This is a genomic window from Thermobifida fusca NBRC 14071 = JCM 3263 (genome assembly GCF_001592045.1).
GTDB classification, from domain to species: domain Bacteria; phylum Actinomycetota; class Actinomycetes; order Streptosporangiales; family Streptosporangiaceae; genus Thermobifida; species Thermobifida fusca.
Window position 1 is genome coordinate 162,249 of the sequence record NZ_BCWB01000033.1, and the last position, 18,519, is coordinate 180,767.

The window sequence follows — 18,519 nt, forward strand, 5'->3', positions numbered from 1 at the left end:
GAGCTGGCCCCCAGGCAGGGCTTCGGATGGGCGTCGGACGCCGGGACCTACTCGGCCCGCTCTGGCTCGGGGTGGGGCTGGTCGCCCTGTGCAGCGCGATGGTCCTGGGGATCAGCGCGGGCGCGGCCTCCCTCACCCCGGCCGAGATCGTCCGGGAGTTCCTGAGCCGCATCCCGTTCCTCGACGTGGAGTCCACGCTCAACGACCGGCAGCGGGCCGTGCTCGACCAACTGCGGGTGCCCCGGGTCGTCCTCGGTGCCCTGGTGGGCGGGCTGCTGGCCAGCGCCGGCGCCGCCTATCAGGGAGTGTTCCGTAACCCGCTGGCCGACCCCTACCTGCTGGGCGCGGCCAGCGGGGCCGGGCTAGGCGCGACCCTGGTCATCGTGGGCGGCGGATTCCTGCCGAGCGGGCCGCAGCTCATCCCGGTCGCCGCGTTCCTCGGGGCCCTGGTCGGGGTGATGTCCGCCTACCTGCTGGGACGCACGGCAGGGGGCGGAGGCACGGCATCCCTGCTGCTCGCCGGGGTCGCAGTGTCGTCCTTCCTCACCGCCACCCAGACGTTCATCCAGCAGGCGCGGATCGACGAGCTGCGGCGCGTCTACGCCTGGATGCTCGGCGGTCTGGGATACAGCGGCTGGGAAGGCCTGGGGCTGGTCGTGCCGTATGCGGCCGTGGCCATAGCGGTCCTGCTCGGCAGCGGATTCCTCCTCGACCTGCTCGCCCTCGGCGACGAGAAAGCCGTCAGCCTGGGAGTGCGGCCCGGCCTCGTCCGGATTGTCGTGATCTTCGCGGCGTCCCTGGCCACCGCCTCAGCCGTCGCGGTCAGCGGCCTGATCGGCTTCGTGGGCCTCGTCGTCCCGCACATCGTGCGCCGCCTGGCCGGCCCCGGCTACCGGCGCATCCTCCCAGTGTCGCTGCTGTTCGGCGGAGCCTTCCTCGTCGTCGCGGACATCGCGGCCCGCACCCTGCTCGCCCCGGCCGAGCTTCCCCTCGGCGTGGTGACCGCGTTCGTCGGCGCCCCCTTCTTCGTGCTCGTCCTGCGCGCCACCCGGTCGCGGGCCAGGTAGCTGCCCCGCAGCACCGCGAAGACGCCACGACGAGGGGATACCGGCACATGACCCGCGGTCTGGAAGACTGAAGGCGCTATGGACTACACGATTGTTGTCATCGCGATCGCCATCGTGGCACTGGTGGCGGTCGGGGGCGCGCTGCTGATCGTTCCGCGCCGCCGGGTGGGGAAAGCGGAGCAGAAACCCGAACTCGACCAGCCGGAAGGCCGTTCGGGTGCGGGGGCCACCGCGGTGCTCGAACCGGAAGAGACCGAGGGGGCCACCGCGGTCGCCGAACCCGAAGCCCCTCCGGTGCCGGCACCTCCCCCGGCACCGGAGATCGAACTCCCGCCGCCCTCGGCCGGGCGGATGGTGCGGCTGCGCGCCCGTCTCGCCAAGTCGCAGAACGTCTTCGGCCGCGGCCTGCTGAACCTGCTGGCCAGCGACAAACTGGACGAGGACACCTGGGAGGAGATCGAGGACACCCTCATCACCGCCGACGTCGGTGTCACCTCGGCCACGCAGATCACCGAAGGGCTGCGCACCCGGGTGCGTGTGCTCGGCACCCGCAGTGTCGACGAAGTCCGTGCCCTGCTGCGAGAAGAACTGCTCGCCCACATCAACCCGAAGCTGGACCGTACCGTCCGCACCAAAGGGCCGGGGGAGCGTCCCGCCGTGATCATGGTGGTGGGCGTGAACGGGGTCGGTAAGACCACCACCGCGGGCAAACTGGCTCGGGTCGTGATCGGCGACGGCGGCAGCGTCGTCCTGGGCGCTGCGGACACGTTCCGGGCAGCCGCCGCAGACCAGTTGCAGACCTGGGGAGAGCGCGTCGGCGCAACCGTGGTGCGCAAACACGAAGGCGCGGACCCGGCCAGCGTGGCCTTCGACGCGGTCTCTCAAGGCATCGAGCAGGGGGCCGACACCGTCATCATCGACACCGCGGGACGGTTGCACACCAAGACCGGCCTCATGGACGAGCTGGGCAAAGTCAAACGCGTCGTGGAGAAGAAAGCCCAGGTCGACGAGGTCCTGCTGGTGCTGGACGCCACCACTGGGCAGAACGGCCTGCGGCAGGCGCGCGTGTTCGCCGAGGTCGTCAACGTCACCGGCATCGTGCTGACCAAAATGGACGGCACGGCCAAGGGCGGCATCATCATCCAAGTGCAGCGGGAGCTCGGGGTGCCGGTCAAACTCGTCGGGCTCGGTGAAGGCCCCGACGACCTGGCGCCGTTCGACCCGGAAACCTTCGTCGACGCCATCTTGGAGACCTCCTGAACCACCGCGGCGCGGGGCGACCCGCGCCGCGCCGAACAGCCCCACGGGCACACCGCGGGCAGCCAGCAGACAGCAGACCGGTGGGAGCCGCATCCCGCACGGTCTTTTTCTTTATCCCGTCCCGCTCCCGCCCGTCCCCACCCCACACTGGCCGCAGCCGGCGGAAGCCCGGCAGGGTCCAGCACGTTTCACACGCCTGTAACGCACCGCTTCAGGTCTTCACGTGCGCGCAACAGTCCGCAGCACACCGTGTAACACGCCCGGCGGAAGCTTTCAGGGCAAGGGCGGAACGCGCTTGAGGGCACACCCGAGCGAAAACCCAAGCCCTGGACCCCAACCATCCCCGCGCGCACCATCATGGAGGCAACGTGCTCGATACCGGTACCACTGCCTGGCTGTTAATGAGCGCCGCACTCGTCATGCTCATGACCCCCGGCCTCGCCTTCTTCTACGGGGGCATGGCGCGGGCCAAGAGCGTCCTCAACATGATGCTGATGAGCTTCACCAGCATCGCCATCGTGAGCGTCCTGTGGGTGCTGGTCGGCTACTCGCTGACCTACAGCCCGGGCTACGGCCCGCTCACCCACCTCATCGGCGGTCTCGGTGACTTCGGCTCCAGCGGTTTCGTCAACGCTGTCGACGAGGAGGGCGGCTACCCGCTCCTGGTCGACGTCGGCTTCCAGATGATGTTCGCCATCATCACCGTCGCCCTGATCAGCGGTGCCATCGCCGACCGCGCCAAGTTCGGCGCCTGGCTCCTCTTCGTCCCGCTCTGGTCCCTGTTCGTGTACTTCCCTGTGGCCCGCTGGGTGTGGGGCGGCGGCTGGTTCGACCAGTTGGCTGACTGGTTCGGTGCCAGCGTCGTCGACTTCGCTGGCGGGACCGCGGTGCACATCAACGCGGGTGCTGCCGCGCTCGCCCTCACCTTCGTCCTCGGCCGCCGCAAAGGGTTCGGCTCCGAGTCCATGCGCCCGCACAACCTGCCGTTCGTTCTGCTCGGCGCGGCACTGCTGTGGTTTGGCTGGTTCGGATTCAACGCCGGATCCGCCTACGGCGCCAACGAGACCGCCAGCCTGGCCCTGGTCAACACCCAGGTGTGCACCGCCGCAGCGACCGCCGCGTGGATGCTGGTGGAACGCGTCCGCTACGGCAAGGTGACCGCGCTCGGATTCGCCTCGGGGGCCGTCGCCGGGCTGGTCGCGATCACCCCGGCCGCCGCCAACCTCACTCCTGTCTGGGCAGTGGTGCTGGGCCTGGTCGCCGGAGCGGTCTGCGCCTACGCGATCAGCTGGAAGTTCAAGTTCAAGTACGACGACGCCCTCGACGTGGTGGGCATCCACATGGTCGGCGGCATCATCGGTTCGCTGGCGCTGGGCGTGTTCGCCTCCGCCACCGTGGGGGAGGGCGCACCCGACGGCATCCTCTTCGGCGGCAGCCCGATGTTCCTCCTCGTGCAGTTCATCGCCGTGGCGGCCACGACCCTCTACTCTTTCGCGGTCACGTGGCTCATCGCCAAGGCCATCGACATGGCGATGGGCTTCCGCCTGCCGGAGCACGTGGAGACCAACGGGCTGGACACCGAGCTTCACGCTCAGTCCGCCTACGCCTTCGACGAACTCGACACCGTGGAACTCTCCTCGTCGCTGCCTCCGGGCGAGGAGAAGCCCTCAGCGCAGGTGCGGGTCTAGCGTCCCCAACGGAGAGGACGCAGCCTAAGCCGTAGGCGATGGGGACGGCAGGCCGGTGAGGAAAACCCTCACCGGCCTCGCTGTCGTCTGCGACCATAATTCTTCGGCCGGGACGCGACCGGGGGTCGTCCAACCGCTGCGAGAACCCTGGTGAGGTTGGATAGGCTCAGAACCCGACTCGACGCCGTGCCGGTCGGAACTTAGTCCCCGCGCGTGGTGGACGGGAGGCACACGGCACGATCGCGATCCTCCGGGTTTCTCGGTTCCCGCAGAACCAGAGCAGACCCCGGTACGTCCAAAAACTTCGAGTACACCCCCATCCCCCTTCAGTGAAGGCCAGGAGGCACTATGGCGCGGGCGATTCGCATGCCTTGGCGATCAGTGAGAACGACAATCCCCGTCGCGGGGGTCGCGGTGTTCGCACTCAGCACCACCGGATGTGGGTTGCTCGGCATGGGACCAGGAGAAGGGCCGGAGCCGTCGCCCTCCCCGACTCCGGTGAGCGCGGGGCCGCTCTTCGAAGAGGCGGTGGCCGCGTTAGAAGAAGCCGCCGCGATCCAGATCCAGGGACAGTTCTCCGACCCCGACGACACCAGTGACGTGGTGAGCACTTCGGTGACGGTCACCAACACCGGGGCGGCACTCGGCACTTTCCAGGCCCGTTCGGGCAGTGAAGCCGACTACTTCGAAGCCGACGGCAAGCTCTTCCTCAAAGCCGACTCCGACTACTGGCTGACCCACGACGTGTTCAACCCGGACGGGGACGCCTACCCCGACCACTGGGTGCGGGTCACCCAAGAACAGTTCGGGCTCGACCCGGGAGGCGTGCTGGCACCGCCGAAGCTCGCCGAGAGCCTGCGCGCCCAGGCCCCCAGCGACAACGCCGAAGCCGTCGAGGAGAAGCTGGACGGGGTTGTCGTCTACCGCGTCGACTTGGCGGGCGGCACGGCGTGGATCACCTCGGAAGCCCCGCACACGCTGGTCCGCATGCAGATCGAGGAGCTCGCCCCGGCAGACGGGGAAGGGGTGGCCAGCCGGATCGACGCGAGCTTCGCCGAGGTGGACACCGCCACCGTGGAACAGCTCTACGACGATCTCGTCGCCTACGCCGAAGAGGAGCTGGGATCTGCGCGGGATGCCCGTTTGGAGGTAGCCTGGGCAGAAGAGGAGCTCGGTGGTGACTGCCAGACCGGCGGCGCGTGCACCATGATCGGCAAGGTCAAGGAGATCAGCGGGGCAACCGAGGGCTCCATCCTGGTGCGCATGGACGGCTCCTTCACCAACGACGAGCTGGGAGAGAAGACGTGCAACACGACCGGCAGCCTGAAGGCCGGCGGCACGCTCGAACTCTCGTGCTCGATCGACTACGCGTTGGCGCCGAGCCCGGACCCGGTCACCTACCAGATCGAGTTCAAAGCCAAACTGTCCACCCGTGCACTCTCTGGGGATGCCCGCGAGGAGCTGGTCGCCGCGCTCAAGGAGCAGCGGGAGGCCACCCTGTCCGGTGACGCCGGGGAGGACGCGGACGAGGGGGAGGAAGCCTGACCCGGCACGGCTGGCGCCACTGCAAGGGCTTCTCACACCGTCACCACAGCCGGCGCGGCCCTCGCCCCCCGGCGGGTACCCTGAGGGTCTAACCCGAGAGACGAAGGACAGAGCTCACCCGTGTTCGAGACGCTTTCCGACCGCCTGACCACGGTCTTCTCCTCGCTGCGCGGCAAAGGCCGTCTCTCTGAGGAGGACATCAACACCACCGCACGCGAGATCCGTGTCGCCTTGCTGGAGGCCGACGTCGCGCTGCCCGTCGTGCGCGAGTTCATCGCACGGGTCAAGGAGCGGGCCCGCGGTGCGGAGGTCTCCAAGGCGCTGAACCCGGCCCAGCAGGTCATCAAGATCGTCCACGAGGAGCTCATCGAGGTCCTCGGCGGGGAGACGCGGACGATCCGGTTCGCGAAGACCCCGCCGACGGTCATCATGCTGGCGGGTCTGCAAGGTGCCGGTAAGACGACCTTGGCCGGCAAGCTCGCCAAGTGGCTGGCCGACCAGCGCAACACTCCGCTGCTGGTCGCAGCCGACTTGCAGCGCCCCAACGCGGTCACCCAGCTCCAGGTGCTGGGGGAGCGGGCGAATGTCGCGGTGTACGCGCCTGAACCGGGCAACGGCGTGGGCGACCCGGTCGAGGTGGCCCGTTCGTCGATCGACTATGCGCGGCGCAACAACTACAACGTCGTCATCATCGACACCGCGGGCCGCCTGGGCATCGACGAGGAGATGATGCAGCAGGCCGCCGACATCCGCGACGCGGTCTCCCCGGACGAGATCCTCTTCGTCGTCGACGCGATGATCGGTCAGGACGCGGTGACGACGGCGCAGGCGTTCCTGGAAGGTGTCGGCTACGACGCGGTCGCGCTGACCAAGTTGGACGGCGACGCGCGGGGCGGTGCCGCGCTGTCGATCCGGCACCTCACCGGTCGGCCGATCATGTTCGCGTCCACGGGGGAGAAGCTCGAGGACTTCGACCTTTTCCACCCCGACCGCATGGCGTCGCGCATCCTCGACATGGGTGACGTGCTCACCCTGATCGAGCAGGCGCAGCGGACGTTCGAGGAAGAAGAAGTCGCGAAGATGGCCAGCACGCTGGCCTCGGACGAGGACTTCACTCTGGAAGACTTCCTCGAGCAGATGATGATGATCCGCAAGCTCGGCCCCATCGGCAAACTGCTGCAGATGATGCCGGGGATGGGGCAGATGCGGGAGCAGATCGAGAACATCGACGAGCGCGAGCTGGACCGGGTGGCGGCCATCATCCGGTCGATGACCCCGGAAGAGCGAGCCAACCCCAAGATCATCAACGGCTCCCGCCGCCTGCGGATCGCCAAGGGTTCGGGAACCCAGGTCAGCGACGTCAGCGGCCTGGTCACGCGCTTCTTCGAAGCGCAGAAGATGCTCCGCCAGCTCAAGCAGGGCGGGCTCCCCGGCATGCCCGGGATGCCCGGCTTCCCCGGCATGCCCGGCATGGGGCCCGGCCGGAAGAAGGCGGCCAAGGCAGCGGGGAAGAAGGGCAAGAAGAACAAGCAGCGCAGCGGCAACCCGCTGAAAGCCCGGCAGCAGGAGGCCGAGCGCGCCGCACAGCGCGAACGGAAGCGGGCCGAGGAGCCCGCTCCCCCCACCCTGCCGCCGGGGCTGGGCGCCGGAATGCCCCAGTTGCCTCCCGCGTTCGGGGGCGGGCTTCCGGACCTGTCCGCTCTCAAACCGCCGAAGAAGAAAAAGTAGGACCGAACACCCTGGCTGCCGGAGTGGCAGCGTTGTGCCGCTCCGGGCCGCGGAAACGGCCGCGCCACGGTTTGGGAGCCTGCACAACCCGCGTCCGATTATCTGGCACAATTGGGTGGTGACTAACGGCGTGCGGAGTCAGCCCTCTATCTCACTCCTCACGCCCACGTCCCACCCGACGCGGCACCGCAGCCCCACGCGGTGTGTCGGCCAGGGTGTTTCCGCTTAACCGGGAGAGACCACACCAGTGGCTGTCAAGATCAAGCTCAAGCGTATGGGGAAGGTCCGTACGCCCCAGTACCGGATCGTCGTGGCCGACGCGCGTGCCAAGCGTGACGGGAAGGCGATCGAGGAGATCGGCAAGTACCACCCGAAAGAGGAGCCGAGCCTCATCGAGGTGAACTCCGAGCGGGTGCAGTACTGGTTGTCCGTGGGGGCTCAGCCCACCGACCCGGTGCGGCACATCCTCAAGCTCACCGGTGACTGGCAGAAGTTCAAAGGGCTGCCCGCACCGACCAAGCCGCTCAAGGTCGCCGAGCCCAAGGACAAGGAGGCTCAGGAGGCCGCCTTCCAGGCTGTGCTGAAGGAGCTCGTCCTGCCGGGCAGCGAGAACAAGGGCGGAAAGTCCAAGAAGGCCGAGGAGAAGTCGGCCGAGAAGACCGCGGAGAAGTCCGAGGGCGAGGCCTGACGTGCTGGAAGAGGCGCTTGAGCACCTCGTCAAGGGGATCGTAGAGAATCCCGACGACGTTCACGTGCGGTCCCGCAGGATTCGTAAGGGCAAGGTACTCGAAGTCCGGGTCCACCCTGACGATCTCGGGAAGGTCATTGGTCGCAACGGCCGTACCGCCAAGTCGCTGCGGACCGTTATTGGTTCTCTGGCAGGCAACCGGTACGTCCGGGTCGACCTGCTCGACCTGAACGAGGTGCACTGACTCGCGCCCACGACGCCGGAACGAGCGGCGTCCCCATACTTGTGATGCGAGCGCGAGGACAGGGGACTGCTCTGTCCGCGCGCTCGCTTTGCCGTCTGTTCCTCCACTGGCGTGTTCTGCGGCATCGGCTGTGACGCGCAACCACACGTTGCCCGGGAGACAAGAGAGTGCGTCTCGTCGTTGGACGAATCGGCCGCCCGCACGGGGTCAAAGGCGAAGTGACCGTTGAGGTGCGGACCGACTCACCCGAGGAACGCTTCGTGGTGGGCAAGGCACTGGAGACCGACCCCGCTGACGTCGGACCGTTGACGATCACCGCGCAGCGGTGGCACAAGGACCGGCTGCTGGTGCGTTTCGAGGAAGTTCCCGACCGCACCGCGGCTGAACAGTTGCGCGGCGTCTTCCTGGTCGTGGACTCTGCCGAGCTGCCCCCGTTGGACGACCCCGACGAGTTCCACGACCACGAGCTCATCGGCTTGCGGGTGGAGACGGTCGACGGCGAAGCGGTCGGAGAAGTCGTGGACGTCCTGCACCACGCCCAGGACATGCTGGTGGTCAGCGGGGAGAAAGGCTCGGAGGTCCTCGTGCCGTTCGTCCGCGAGCTGGTCCCCGACGTCGACACCGCGGCAGGCCGTGTCGTCATCGACCCGCCCCCCGGCCTGCTGGAACTCGGTCGCTGACCGTGCCCTGCGGGCCTTCCGCCGGGGAGCGTTGCTGTCTGCTGCCCGGGGAGCAGTGTCGGGACGCAGAGCCCGGCCGGGGGCGAGAGAGATTAGGATGCGGGCCTGGTCCGCGTGTGCTGCCGCAGCGCGCTACCGGATCGGCCCGGGAGCCGGAAAGGCCGCCCTGAGCCTATGCGCATCGATATCATCACGATCTTCCCCGACTACTTCACCCCGCTCGACCTGTCCCTGATCGGCAAGGCACGCCGTTCCGGGCTGATCGACGTGCGCCTCCACGACCTGCGGCGGTGGACCTACGACCGGCACCACACCGTGGACGACACCCCGTACGGGGGCGGGCCCGGCATGGTGATGAAACCGGAGCCGTGGGGGGAGGCGCTGGATGAGATCACCGCTGACGCGGACGCGGGGACTCCCCGGCTGATCCTGCCGACGCCGAGCGGACTGCCTTTCACCCAGCAGGACGCGGTCCGGTTGGCGAAGGAGCCTTGGCTGATTTTCGCGTGCGGGCGCTACGAGGGTATTGACGCGCGGGTGGCGGTGGATGCGGCCCAGCGCATGCCGGTCGAGGAGCTCAGCATCGGCGACTATGTGCTCAACGGGGGCGAGGTCGCGACGCTGGTGATCGTGGAGGCGATCTCCCGGCTGCTGCCCGGCGTCCTCGGCAATGTGGAGTCCATCACGCAGGACTCGTTCGCGCCGGGGACGATGGACAATCTGGTAGAGGGACCGGTCTACACTAAGCCTCCGGTCTGGCGCGGCCACGAGGTGCCGCCGATACTGCTGTCCGGGCACCACGCGGCGATCGACCGCTGGCGGCGCGACGAGGCCCTGCGCAAGACCGCCCGCAACCGTCCCGACCTGATCAGGCGCCTGGACCCGGAGAGCCTTGACAAGCGGGACCGCGAGGTCCTTGCAGAGGTGGGGTTACAGGAGACCTCGGAACCTGTGGCAGACTAGGAAGGGTTGTCCCTGACAGCCGATCTGTGTCGGCGTTCCGTGAGCCCTAGGGTTTCCTCACAGGGATCGGGCTCGGGTAGCAGGGGCGACATTTCCACCCAGCAATCCGCCCGCGCGAGCGCAACCCGTCGGCGCGGCGCGCTGTCGATGAGGAACCGCTGAGATGCACACCGCCATTCAGGAGCTTGAGAAAGCCCAGTTGCGCTCCGACGTGCCCGACTTCCGTCCGGGCGACACGCTGAACGTCCACGTTCGGGTCACTGAGGGCAACCGGACTCGGATCCAGGTCTTCAAGGGTGTGGTGATCCGGCGGCAGGGGTCGGGGATCCGCGAGACCTTTACCGTCCGCAAGATCAGCTACGCCGTGGGCGTGGAGCGGACGTTCCCGGTGCACAGCCCGGTGATTGAGAAGATCGAGGTTGTCTCCCGCGGCCGGGTCCGCCGTGCCAAGCTCTACTACCTGCGCAACCTGCGCGGTAAGGCCGCCCGGATCCGCGAGCGCCGCTAGTCGGTCCGTGCGGTGCCGCGACAGCGGCGGGGTGGTGCCCGCGAGTCACGGCATCGCTAGCGGCGGAAGTCGTTGCGCTCGGCTAGGCTTCAGATTCGATGAGCAACGACGAACGGTCTGGCCCAGCCAGGAACGACGACACAAACGACGCTGTCGGCCGTCCCGCTGCAGGTGATCCGGTCGACACCCCGGGCTCCCCCGTGCCTGCGCACGGGGGAGCCGACGTGCTTTCCGAAAGGGCAGCCGCAGGGCGCGACGACACCGCAAAGAATTCGGATGACACCATGAACGCGAAAAAGAAGGGCGAAGAGAACCAGGGATCCTTCTGGAAGGAACTCCCCATCTTGATCGTGATCGCCCTAGTGTTGGCGTTCGTCATCCAAAGGTGGGTAGTCCAGCCCTTCCACATCCCGTCCCGGTCGATGGAAGAGACGCTCATGGTGGGCGACCGGGTGCTGGTGAACAAGCTGGTCTACCAGTTCCGCGACATCGAGCGCGGCGACGTCATTGTCTTCAACGGCGGTGGAAGCTGGGACGAGGGCAGCGACGTTGTCGTTCCTTCAGGCGGCAACCCGATTTCGCGGTTCTTCACCTGGGTCGGCCAGCAGATGGGGGCCGCTCCCACCGGCAAGGACTACATCAAACGGGTGATCGGTCTGCCCGGCGACACCGTGGAATGCTGCGATGAGCAGAACCGGCTCATGGTCAACGGGGTGCCGCTGGACGAGGACTACCTCTACCCGGACAGTCTCGCTACGCACCAGGAGTTCGGCCCGGTCACGGTTCCGGAAGGCCACCTGTGGGTGATGGGCGACCACCGCGCCATCTCCTACGACTCCCGTATGCACCAGAGCGACAACGGGGGCGGCAGCATCCCCGAGGAGTCGGTGGTCGGCCACGCGTTCGTCATCGTCTGGCCGCCGGAGAACATCGGGCTGCTTTCGTCGCCGGACACGTTCGCTGAGCTCAACGAGAACAGCAAAGTCGCAGACCAGGCTGCAGCAGCGCTCCCCTTGGCACTGGGGCTCGCCGGTGCAGTCCCCGTGCACCTGCTGGGACGGGGTGTGATCCGCAGGTGGCGGAGCGGCGGAGCAGACGGGCATTGCCAGAACTAGCTGCGGGTAGTTGACATGTGCCTCACTATGGTGCTGTGGGTGTATTTCCGTTCACCGCAGTGATGAGGCATATGCGTCCCGCGGCGTGACCGATAAGGGGGTCGGGTCACCGTACCGGAACGGCACAACGAAAGCGAGCTGTGTGATGAGTTCTGAGGACCTGGAAAAATACGAAGCCGAGATGGAGCTCCAGCTCTACCGCGAGTACCGGGACGTCGTCGGACTGTTCAGCTACGTGGTGGAGACTGAGCGCCGCTTCTACCTGACCAACCACGTGGACCTGCAGCCGCGTTCCGCCGAGAACGGCGAAATGTACTTTGAGGTCACCATGCGGGACGCCTGGGTTTGGGACATGTATCGGCCGGCCAGGTTCGTCAAGAACGTCCGGGTGGTGACCTTCAAGGACGTCAACATCGAAGAGATCACCAAGACCGACTTGGAGATCCCGCCGCACCATCCCGGGGACTGAGCTGGCGTTCGCGGTTGCCCCCCTCTCCCGCGAAACCGTGGACATGACCGCCGTCGTGCGGCCTCCTGGGCAGGCAGCAAGGACGCATCACCTCGGAATTGCTCCGATGATGGGAAGACCCCCTCACCAGGTCGGGAACGGCGACACCCCGTGAGGACCTGCAGCGGGGCTGTGCGGCGCACGGCACGCCTACCCCGCCTGGTCACTGGTACGTGACGGTTGTCCACAGCTGAAGAAAGCTCACGCTACGCCCCGTGCTCGTCCACCACCGTAGCTGGGGGAGGTGGTGCGGGTGCGCACACGAGCACGGTTGGCGGACCAACGCCGTACATTGGGCCAGCGCGGCGAGGAGCTTGCCGCGCGCTATCTGACCCGGCACGGGATGCGCGTCCTCCAGCGCAACTGGCGGTGCCGTGACGGCGAGATCGACATTCTCGCCCGCCAGGACCGCACTCTCGTGGTGGTGGAAGTGAAGACCCGGGCGGGGAGACGCTTCGGTACCCCGCTCGAAGCAGTGGACGAGACGAAACGCGCCCGGCTGCGCGCTCTGGGATACCGCTGGGCGCGGGACCACGGCTGCTCCGCCCGGATCCGGGTGGACGTGGTGGGGATCCTCGTACTCCCCGGCAACCAGTGGTTCCTCCGCCACCAGCGGGGGGTGGCGTAGCGATGGCGCTCGCCCGCACCCGTTCTGTAGCCCTGCTCGGGGTGGAAGGCTACGGCATCGACGTTGAAGCCCACATTGGGACCGGCAAACCCGGGCTGACACTCGTGGGCCTGCCGGATGCCGCGCTACGGGAGGCCCGCGACCGGATCAGGGCCGCGATCGTCAACAGCGGCGAGCACTGGCCGGAAACCCACATCACGGTCAGCCTGTCCCCCGCCAGCCTGCCGAAACGCGGCAGCGGCTTCGATTTGAGCATCGCGGTGGCGATCCTCGCGGCCAGCGGCGTCGTCCCCGCAGCAAAGGTCCAAAAGACCGTGTTCCTGGCGGAGTTGAGCCTGGACGGGCGGACCCGCCCTATCCACGGGATCCTCCCCATGGTGCTGGCCGAGACCGTGCACGGCTGCCGCACGTTCGTGGTGGCGCGGGCCAACGCAGCGGAGGCCCGGCTAGTAGGTGAAGCCGACGTCCACGCCCTGGGGTCGCTCGCCGAAGTCGTCCAGTGGCTCCGAGGCGAACCCGTCGAGGCCACCGAGCCAGCCGACACCGAGGAGCAGGCCAGTGCCCTACCAGAGTCCCGGGAGGGCACGGCCGGGCCGCGCCCCGACCTCGCCGACGTGCTAGGCCAGCCCGTGGCCCGCAAAGCAGCGGAGATCGCCGCGGCCGGGGGACACAACCTTTTCCTGCTGGGGCCGCCGGGCAGCGGCAAAAGCCTGCTCGCGGAACGCATTCCCACGATCATGCCCCGTTTGGAACGCGAGGAGGCGCTCGAAGTCACCGCGATCCACTCGGTAGCGGGCAGCCTGCCCCCGGACAAGCCGCTGATCACCCGGCCGCCGTTCTGCGCCCCGCACCACACGGCGACCCGCGCCGCCATCATCGGCGGCGGCAGCAGCATGCTGCGGCCGGGCGCGGTGAGCCTCGCCCATCGTGGACTGCTGTTCTTGGACGAGGCCCCCGAATTCGCCCGGGGAGTGTTGGACTGCCTGCGCCAGCCGTTGGAGAACGGGGAGGTGACGGTGGCGCGCGCCGCCGCCACCGCCCGGTTTCCCGCCCGTTTTCTGCTGGTCATGGCGGCGAATCCGTGCCCGTGCGGCACGTCGGGCCCCCGGTGCGTGTGCCCGTCGGCGGCCCGTCGCCGCTATCTCGGCCGCCTGTCGGGGCCGCTGCTGGACCGGGTCGATCTCAAAGTGGAGCTGCACCCGGTGTCCCGCGCCGAGCTGCTCGCCGACCAGGCGTTCGTGGAGTCTTCCGCCATGGTTGCCGAGCGGGTCGCCCAAGCCCGGGAGCGGGCAGCGTCCCGCCTGCAGGGAACCCCGTGGTCGTGCAACGCGGTAGTGCCAGGGACGGAACTGCGCCGCCGCTTCCCGCCGCAGCCGGAAGCGCTGCGCGTGCTCGGCGAAGCCATGGACCGGGGCACGTTGAGCGCCCGCGGCGCCGACCGGGTCCTCAAACTGGCGTGGACGATCGCCGACCTGGCAGACAAAGACCGGCCCACTGCCGAAGAGGTCGGGTATGCGCTCGCCTTGTGGACGGGGAGCGCCCAGTGACCCCGGCGGAACAGCCGCAAGCAGCATGCTCGGCGGGGGAGGCGGCAGCCCGGGCCGGGTGGAGCGCAGTCGCTGAACCGGGGGATCCGGTGCTTGACGCGCTGCTGCGCACGTATTCTGCCGCACAGGCATGGGAGGCAGTGCGTGCAGGAACACCGCTCCCGCTGCCCGGCACGGCGGTGAGCACGACGGCCTACCGCCGATGGGAACGGTGGCAGGCCTGCGCCCGTGACACCGACGTCGATGGGATGCTCACCCGCGCCGGGGAGCTCGGTATCCGCCTGGTCGTGCCGGGGGATCCCGAGTGGCCGAGCCAGCTCGACTTGCTCGCGGAACGCCGCCCGTACGCGCTGTGGGTTCGCGGTACGCACGACTTGCGGAACGCGTGCCTGCGCTCGGTGTCCATCGTAGGGTCGCGGGCCGCGTCCGCCTACGGGCTCCACGTGGCGGTGGAGATGGCTGCGACACTGGCCCACCACGGCTGGTGTGTGGTGTCGGGCGGAGCGTACGGCATTGACGGGGCAGCCCACCGGGGCGCGCTGAGCGGGGACGCGGCCACGGTGGCTGTCTTAGCGTGCGGGGTGGACCTGGCCTATCCGAAAGGGCACGAGCAGCTTTTCGCGGAGGTCGTCAACCACGGGGTGGTGGTGAGCGAGTATCCCCCGGGTACTGCGCCGACCCGTCACGCTTTCCTGGTGCGTAACCGGCTGATTGCCGCGCTCACCCCGGGAACGGTGGTGGTCGAGGCCGGGCAGCGCAGCGGGGCGATGAACACGGCCGCGCACGCCCAGGAGCTGGGCCGCACGCTGATGGCGGTGCCCGGACCGGTCACTTCGGCGCTGTCAGCGGGATGCCACCGCCTGCTCCGCGACTACCAGGCGGTGTGCGTGACCGGTGCCCGCGACGTCATGGAACAGCTCAGTCCGCTGGGCGCAGCGGAGGGCGACAGCAGCGGGGGAGTCCAGGTGAGTGCCGACCTGCTTGACGACACTGCACAACGCGTGCTGGGCGCGTTGCCGGAGCGGGGCAGCGCGGGCGTGGCGCGGATCGCGGCAGCCAGCGGGCTGGGCCCGGACGCGGCGCTGCGGCAGCTCGGCCTGCTCGCCGCCGCGGGGCATGTGGAACGTACCCCCACAGGGTGGCGGCGACGAATCCCCGGTGCACGTCGGCCCCGCGGATAGCGCACCGGGGCAGCCAGGAATCTCCGCGTACCTTTCTCCCCCTGGTGCTGCTCTCCTGTTGTTCCGCCATTCCGCAGCGGCCTGTCTTCGGGTTATTTCCTCAGCGGGAGGGGAGCCGGGTGAGTAAAAGCCGGGAAAGGTGAGGATATGCGCTCGGCATGCAGGTATTCTCTGGAGCTTTTGTTCTGCCCTATGGCAAAATTTCAGTCATGTCGTGGAAGCAGATCAGAAAACGCCAAGAGACCGAACGTCTCGGGCCGCTCAGACTCTACCGGGATGACCTGGAAGCTATCGCTAAGACATTGGATGAATTCGGTGACTTGGAGATCACCGTCAACGGAGAAGTGCGGTGCAGCGATCCCGGGGGATTCGCTGAACTCGGCAACCAGCTCCCCGAACGGCTCGAGAGCGTGGTGATGGAGGCCGCTGCAGGTGAGGCCATGGTCAGAGTCGAGCTGGGCCAAGGGGCAAAGATAGAGGTCATCGAGCCTGGGCTGGCAGCTCGAGGGGCGCAGGCAAGGATCAAGGAGATCTGTGCTCCTCGTGTTGTCCGGCGCGGGTGGAGGATTTTCCTCTATTTCTTGCTCTTCGTGGTATTCGCCTTGTTGAGTCCTCTGCTTAAAGAGCAGCTAAGCTCTTCTCAGTGGACCGTGCTGTTTTCTGTTGTTCTCGCTATTTTTGCGTTTTTCTCTCTGGCTGATATAGCCATCATGGAGAAGAACAAGCTTGAGGACGTCATCCTCAATGTGCCCAGATCGGAACGCCCTCCCTTCATAGAGCGGCTTTTCGCTGACCGCGGCGTGTCTGCTTTCTGGACGCTGGTCGGCGGGGTGATCGGCTACCTCGCCAATCAGATTCCGGGATGGGGATAGGGCACGCGACGGGTGTTCTTTCCCACGGCAGAATTCCCTCGCCTGACCGCGGCTGCTGTGCCGCGCACGTTGGCTTTCCACTGGCCCAGCCTGCGCAGCCACGGGCGGTTCTCCGGCTTTGCTGCCGCACCCTCTCCACGGTCGAGGCTTACTCCACCACCGAAGAACAGGCGCCCTGCTGACGGAATCCCCGGTTGGCGCCGTCCTCGTGGGTAGGGTGCTGAGCGTGAGCAGGTATTCCAGTCCCGTCCGGCTCGCCGAAGGACCGCTGATTTTCGTCTCCGGGCAGGTGCCCGAGGCTGCGGACGGCAGTGTGGCCGAAGGCGATGCGATCGCGCAGACCCGGCAAGTCTTCGCGAACCTCAAAGCCGCCTTGGCCCCGTACGGCGCGGACCTGCGCCACGTCGTCAAACTCACCTACTATCTGCGCCACATCGCCGACTTGCCCGCGCTGCACCTCGTTTTAGACGAAGAACTGGTCTACGAACCCCGCCCCGCGGGAACCCTGGTGGAGAGCAGCGGACTGGTGGATCCCCGCTACCTGGTGGAAATCGACGCGGTGGCGGTCCAACCGGCCCCGTCCACGGACACCGCGTCCTAACGCCCCTGGCCGCGCAACAGACCGGCGAAGACCCGGTTTCCTCCCGCAGTGCAGCCGGAAAGCTGGTGGTGATGACCGACTCTCCCACGACAGCGGACACCGCGCGCATCCTCGCCGAATTCGACCGGCATCTGCGCGTGGAACGCGGCTGTTCGCCACACACGGTGCGCGCCTATCTCACCGACGTGCGCAGCCTGCTGGACTATCTCGCGGACACGGGCGCAGGAGGCCTGGAGGACCTCGATCTGGCAACGCTCCGCGGCTGGCTAGGGACACTCCACGACGCGGGGGCGAGCCGGGCCACGATGGCGCGGCGCACCGCCGCGGCACGGGTCTTCACCGCCTACCTGCACCGCAGTGGACGGCTCGCCACCGACCCAGGGCTGCGGCTGGCCACGCCGCGGCGGCACCGCCGCCTGCCCGCCGTCCTCGACGAGGACCAAGCCGCCCGCGTGTGCGCAGCCGCCCGTGACGGGGAGGAATCACCGCTCGTGCTGCGCCGCAGCGCCGTGGTGGAAGTCCTCTACAGCACTGCGATCCGGGTTGCGGAACTGTGCGGGCTGGACCTTGACGACGTGGACTGGGAACGGCACACCCTGCGGGTGCTCGGCAAAGGCGGCCGGGAACGAGTGGTGCCCATCGGGGTTCCCGCGCTCGACGCTGTCGACCGGTGGCTGCGGGACGGCCGCCCCCAGTGGGCGACCGCGCACAGCGGTCGCGCCCTTTTTCTGGGGGCCCGCGGCGGCAGGCTGGGGGAGCGCACCGCCCGCCGCGACGTCTACGCCGCCACCGCGGCGGTGGCGCGCACCGGTCCGCACGGGCTGCGGCACAGCGCCGCCACCCATCTGCTCAACGGGGGTGCTGACCTGCGCAGCGTGCAGGAGATCCTCGGCCATGCGTCGCTGGCGAGCACCCAGATCTACACGCACGTCTCTATCGGGCGGCTGGCCAGCGTCTACCAGCAGGCCCATCCGCGGGCGTGATAGGTCGCAGGTGAGGGGGAGCAGCCGCACAGCCGCTTCCCCGAGCAGGGAGAGCGGGTCCATGTAGTCGCGGCCGAGCAGCAGCCCCCAGTGCAGGCAGGGCCGCGGAGCGCAGTGGCGGGGATGCTCGGCCAGGTGTCCGATCGGCTGCCCGGCGTGGACTTCCTCACCTTTGCGGACGAGTGGCGCCACCGGAAGATACGTGGTGCGCAGCGTGCCGTGGACGACGGTCACTACCGGGACCCCGCCCACGGTTCCGGCGAAACCCACCCGGCCCGCTCCCGCGGCGAGCACGGGATCCCCCGGCTCCGCGGCGAGGTCGACCCCGCGGTGGCCAGCAAGCCAGCGCTGCGCGGGCGGGTCGAAGGCTCGCAGCACTACGGGGGTGCCGGACAGCGGCCACGTCCACGGGCCGGTGTCGGCCGCGGCATGGCGAGCCGGGACGGCTGCGACCGCTAGAGGCAGCAGAACAGTGGGCACGAGCACGCGGAGCAGTACAGACATGGCTCCAGCGTGGGGGATCGTTTCGGGACGGCGAGCAGTGGACTGCGCGCCTGTGGACAGACGCGGAGGCGCGCCATGCAGCAACGCGCCCGGCCCGACGGAGGGCTAGAATCCGTTAAGTGGCCCGTTCACGGGCCGCCTATCACGCACGTCCTTTAACCTCCCCTAGGTGGAGGGATCGGACTTACGGTCCGTGTCCTACCTCAGGG

18 protein-coding genes and 1 pseudogene are annotated in these 18,519 nt (G+C 68.1%); 18 read left to right on the forward strand and 1 reads right to left on the reverse strand.

Annotation, left to right across the window (positions count from 1 at the left end; translation table 11 throughout):
- Positions 1-26 precede the first annotated feature (26 nt).
- From TF1_RS07210 to TF1_RS07295, 18 genes are all read left to right on the forward strand, one after another.
- Positions 27-1,067, forward strand: coding sequence for a FecCD family ABC transporter permease (locus TF1_RS07210; RefSeq protein WP_011291104.1), 1,041 nt, complete (start codon positions 27-29; stop codon positions 1,065-1,067).
- A 78-nt stretch (positions 1,068-1,145) separates the two neighbouring features.
- Positions 1,146-2,327, forward strand: coding sequence for a signal recognition particle-docking protein FtsY (ftsY, locus tag TF1_RS07215; RefSeq protein ID WP_011291105.1), 1,182 nt, complete (start codon positions 1,146-1,148; stop codon positions 2,325-2,327).
- Between the two features lie 368 nt (positions 2,328-2,695).
- Positions 2,696-4,015 (forward strand): ammonium transporter, encoded by a 1,320-nt coding sequence (locus TF1_RS07220; RefSeq protein ID WP_011291106.1) that lies wholly within the window; start codon positions 2,696-2,698, stop codon positions 4,013-4,015.
- A gap of 453 nt (positions 4,016-4,468) precedes the next feature.
- On the forward strand, positions 4,469-5,560 hold the full coding sequence (locus tag TF1_RS07225) for a LolA-like protein (RefSeq protein WP_152436221.1): 1,092 nt from the start codon (positions 4,469-4,471) through the stop codon (positions 5,558-5,560).
- Between the two features lie 120 nt (positions 5,561-5,680).
- Positions 5,681-7,288: a signal recognition particle protein gene (gene ffh, locus TF1_RS07230; protein ID WP_011291108.1), complete on the forward strand. Its 1,608-nt coding sequence runs from the start codon at positions 5,681-5,683 to the stop codon at positions 7,286-7,288.
- A 247-nt stretch (positions 7,289-7,535) separates the two neighbouring features.
- Positions 7,536-7,976, forward strand: a complete 441-nt coding sequence (rpsP, locus tag TF1_RS07235) for a 30S ribosomal protein S16 (protein ID WP_011291109.1) — start codon at positions 7,536-7,538, stop codon at positions 7,974-7,976.
- 1 nt (position 7,977) lies between these two features.
- Positions 7,978-8,220 carry an RNA-binding protein gene (locus tag TF1_RS07240; protein ID WP_011291110.1) on the forward strand — a complete coding sequence of 81 codons (243 nt, stop codon included), beginning with the start codon at positions 7,978-7,980 and terminating at the stop codon, positions 8,218-8,220.
- A gap of 167 nt (positions 8,221-8,387) precedes the next feature.
- Positions 8,388-8,900 carry a ribosome maturation factor RimM gene (gene rimM / locus TF1_RS07245; RefSeq protein WP_011291111.1) on the forward strand — a complete coding sequence of 171 codons (513 nt, stop codon included), beginning with the start codon at positions 8,388-8,390 and terminating at the stop codon, positions 8,898-8,900.
- Between the two features lie 174 nt (positions 8,901-9,074).
- Complete coding sequence (trmD, locus tag TF1_RS07250) at positions 9,075-9,863, forward strand: tRNA (guanosine(37)-N1)-methyltransferase TrmD (RefSeq protein ID WP_011291112.1); 789 nt, start codon at positions 9,075-9,077, stop codon at positions 9,861-9,863.
- A gap of 163 nt (positions 9,864-10,026) precedes the next feature.
- A complete protein-coding gene (gene rplS / locus TF1_RS07255; protein WP_011291113.1) occupies positions 10,027-10,371 on the forward strand; it encodes a 50S ribosomal protein L19 in 345 nt (114 codons plus the stop codon).
- Positions 10,372-10,655: 284 nt separating this feature from the next.
- Positions 10,656-11,486, forward strand: coding sequence for a signal peptidase I (gene lepB / locus TF1_RS07260; RefSeq protein WP_370492426.1), 831 nt, complete (start codon positions 10,656-10,658; stop codon positions 11,484-11,486).
- Positions 11,487-11,631: 145 nt separating this feature from the next.
- Complete coding sequence (locus TF1_RS07265) at positions 11,632-11,955, forward strand: DUF2469 domain-containing protein (protein WP_011291115.1); 324 nt, start codon at positions 11,632-11,634, stop codon at positions 11,953-11,955.
- Positions 11,956-12,247: 292 nt separating this feature from the next.
- Positions 12,248-12,622 (forward strand): YraN family protein, encoded by a 375-nt coding sequence (locus tag TF1_RS07270; protein WP_011291116.1) that lies wholly within the window; start codon positions 12,248-12,250, stop codon positions 12,620-12,622.
- 2 nt (positions 12,623-12,624) lie between these two features.
- The gene (locus TF1_RS07275) at positions 12,625-14,169 is read left to right on the forward strand and encodes a YifB family Mg chelatase-like AAA ATPase (RefSeq protein ID WP_011291117.1); all 1,545 of its coding nucleotides are present in this window, start codon (positions 12,625-12,627) and stop codon (positions 14,167-14,169) included.
- The gene (gene dprA, locus TF1_RS07280; protein WP_051122458.1) at positions 14,166-15,350 is read left to right on the forward strand and encodes a DNA-processing protein DprA; all 1,185 of its coding nucleotides are present in this window, start codon (positions 14,166-14,168) and stop codon (positions 15,348-15,350) included. Before TF1_RS07275 ends, dprA begins: the two co-directional genes overlap by 4 nt.
- 158 nt (positions 15,351-15,508) lie before the next feature.
- Complete coding sequence (locus tag TF1_RS07285) at positions 15,509-16,222, forward strand: hypothetical protein (protein ID WP_061783766.1); 714 nt, start codon at positions 15,509-15,511, stop codon at positions 16,220-16,222.
- Between the two features lie 226 nt (positions 16,223-16,448).
- Positions 16,449-16,823: a RidA family protein gene (locus TF1_RS07290; protein ID WP_011291120.1), complete on the forward strand. Its 375-nt coding sequence runs from the start codon at positions 16,449-16,451 to the stop codon at positions 16,821-16,823.
- Positions 16,824-16,894: 71 nt separating this feature from the next.
- Positions 16,895-17,806: a tyrosine recombinase XerC gene (locus tag TF1_RS07295; RefSeq protein WP_011291121.1), complete on the forward strand. Its 912-nt coding sequence runs from the start codon at positions 16,895-16,897 to the stop codon at positions 17,804-17,806.
- 114 nt (positions 17,807-17,920) lie between these two features.
- Here the strand turns inward: TF1_RS07295 and TF1_RS15835 are convergent.
- A pseudogene (locus TF1_RS15835) lies at positions 17,921-18,310 on the reverse strand (peptidoglycan DD-metalloendopeptidase family protein); the annotation flags it as partial.
- Between the last annotated feature and the right edge of the window lie 209 nt (positions 18,311-18,519).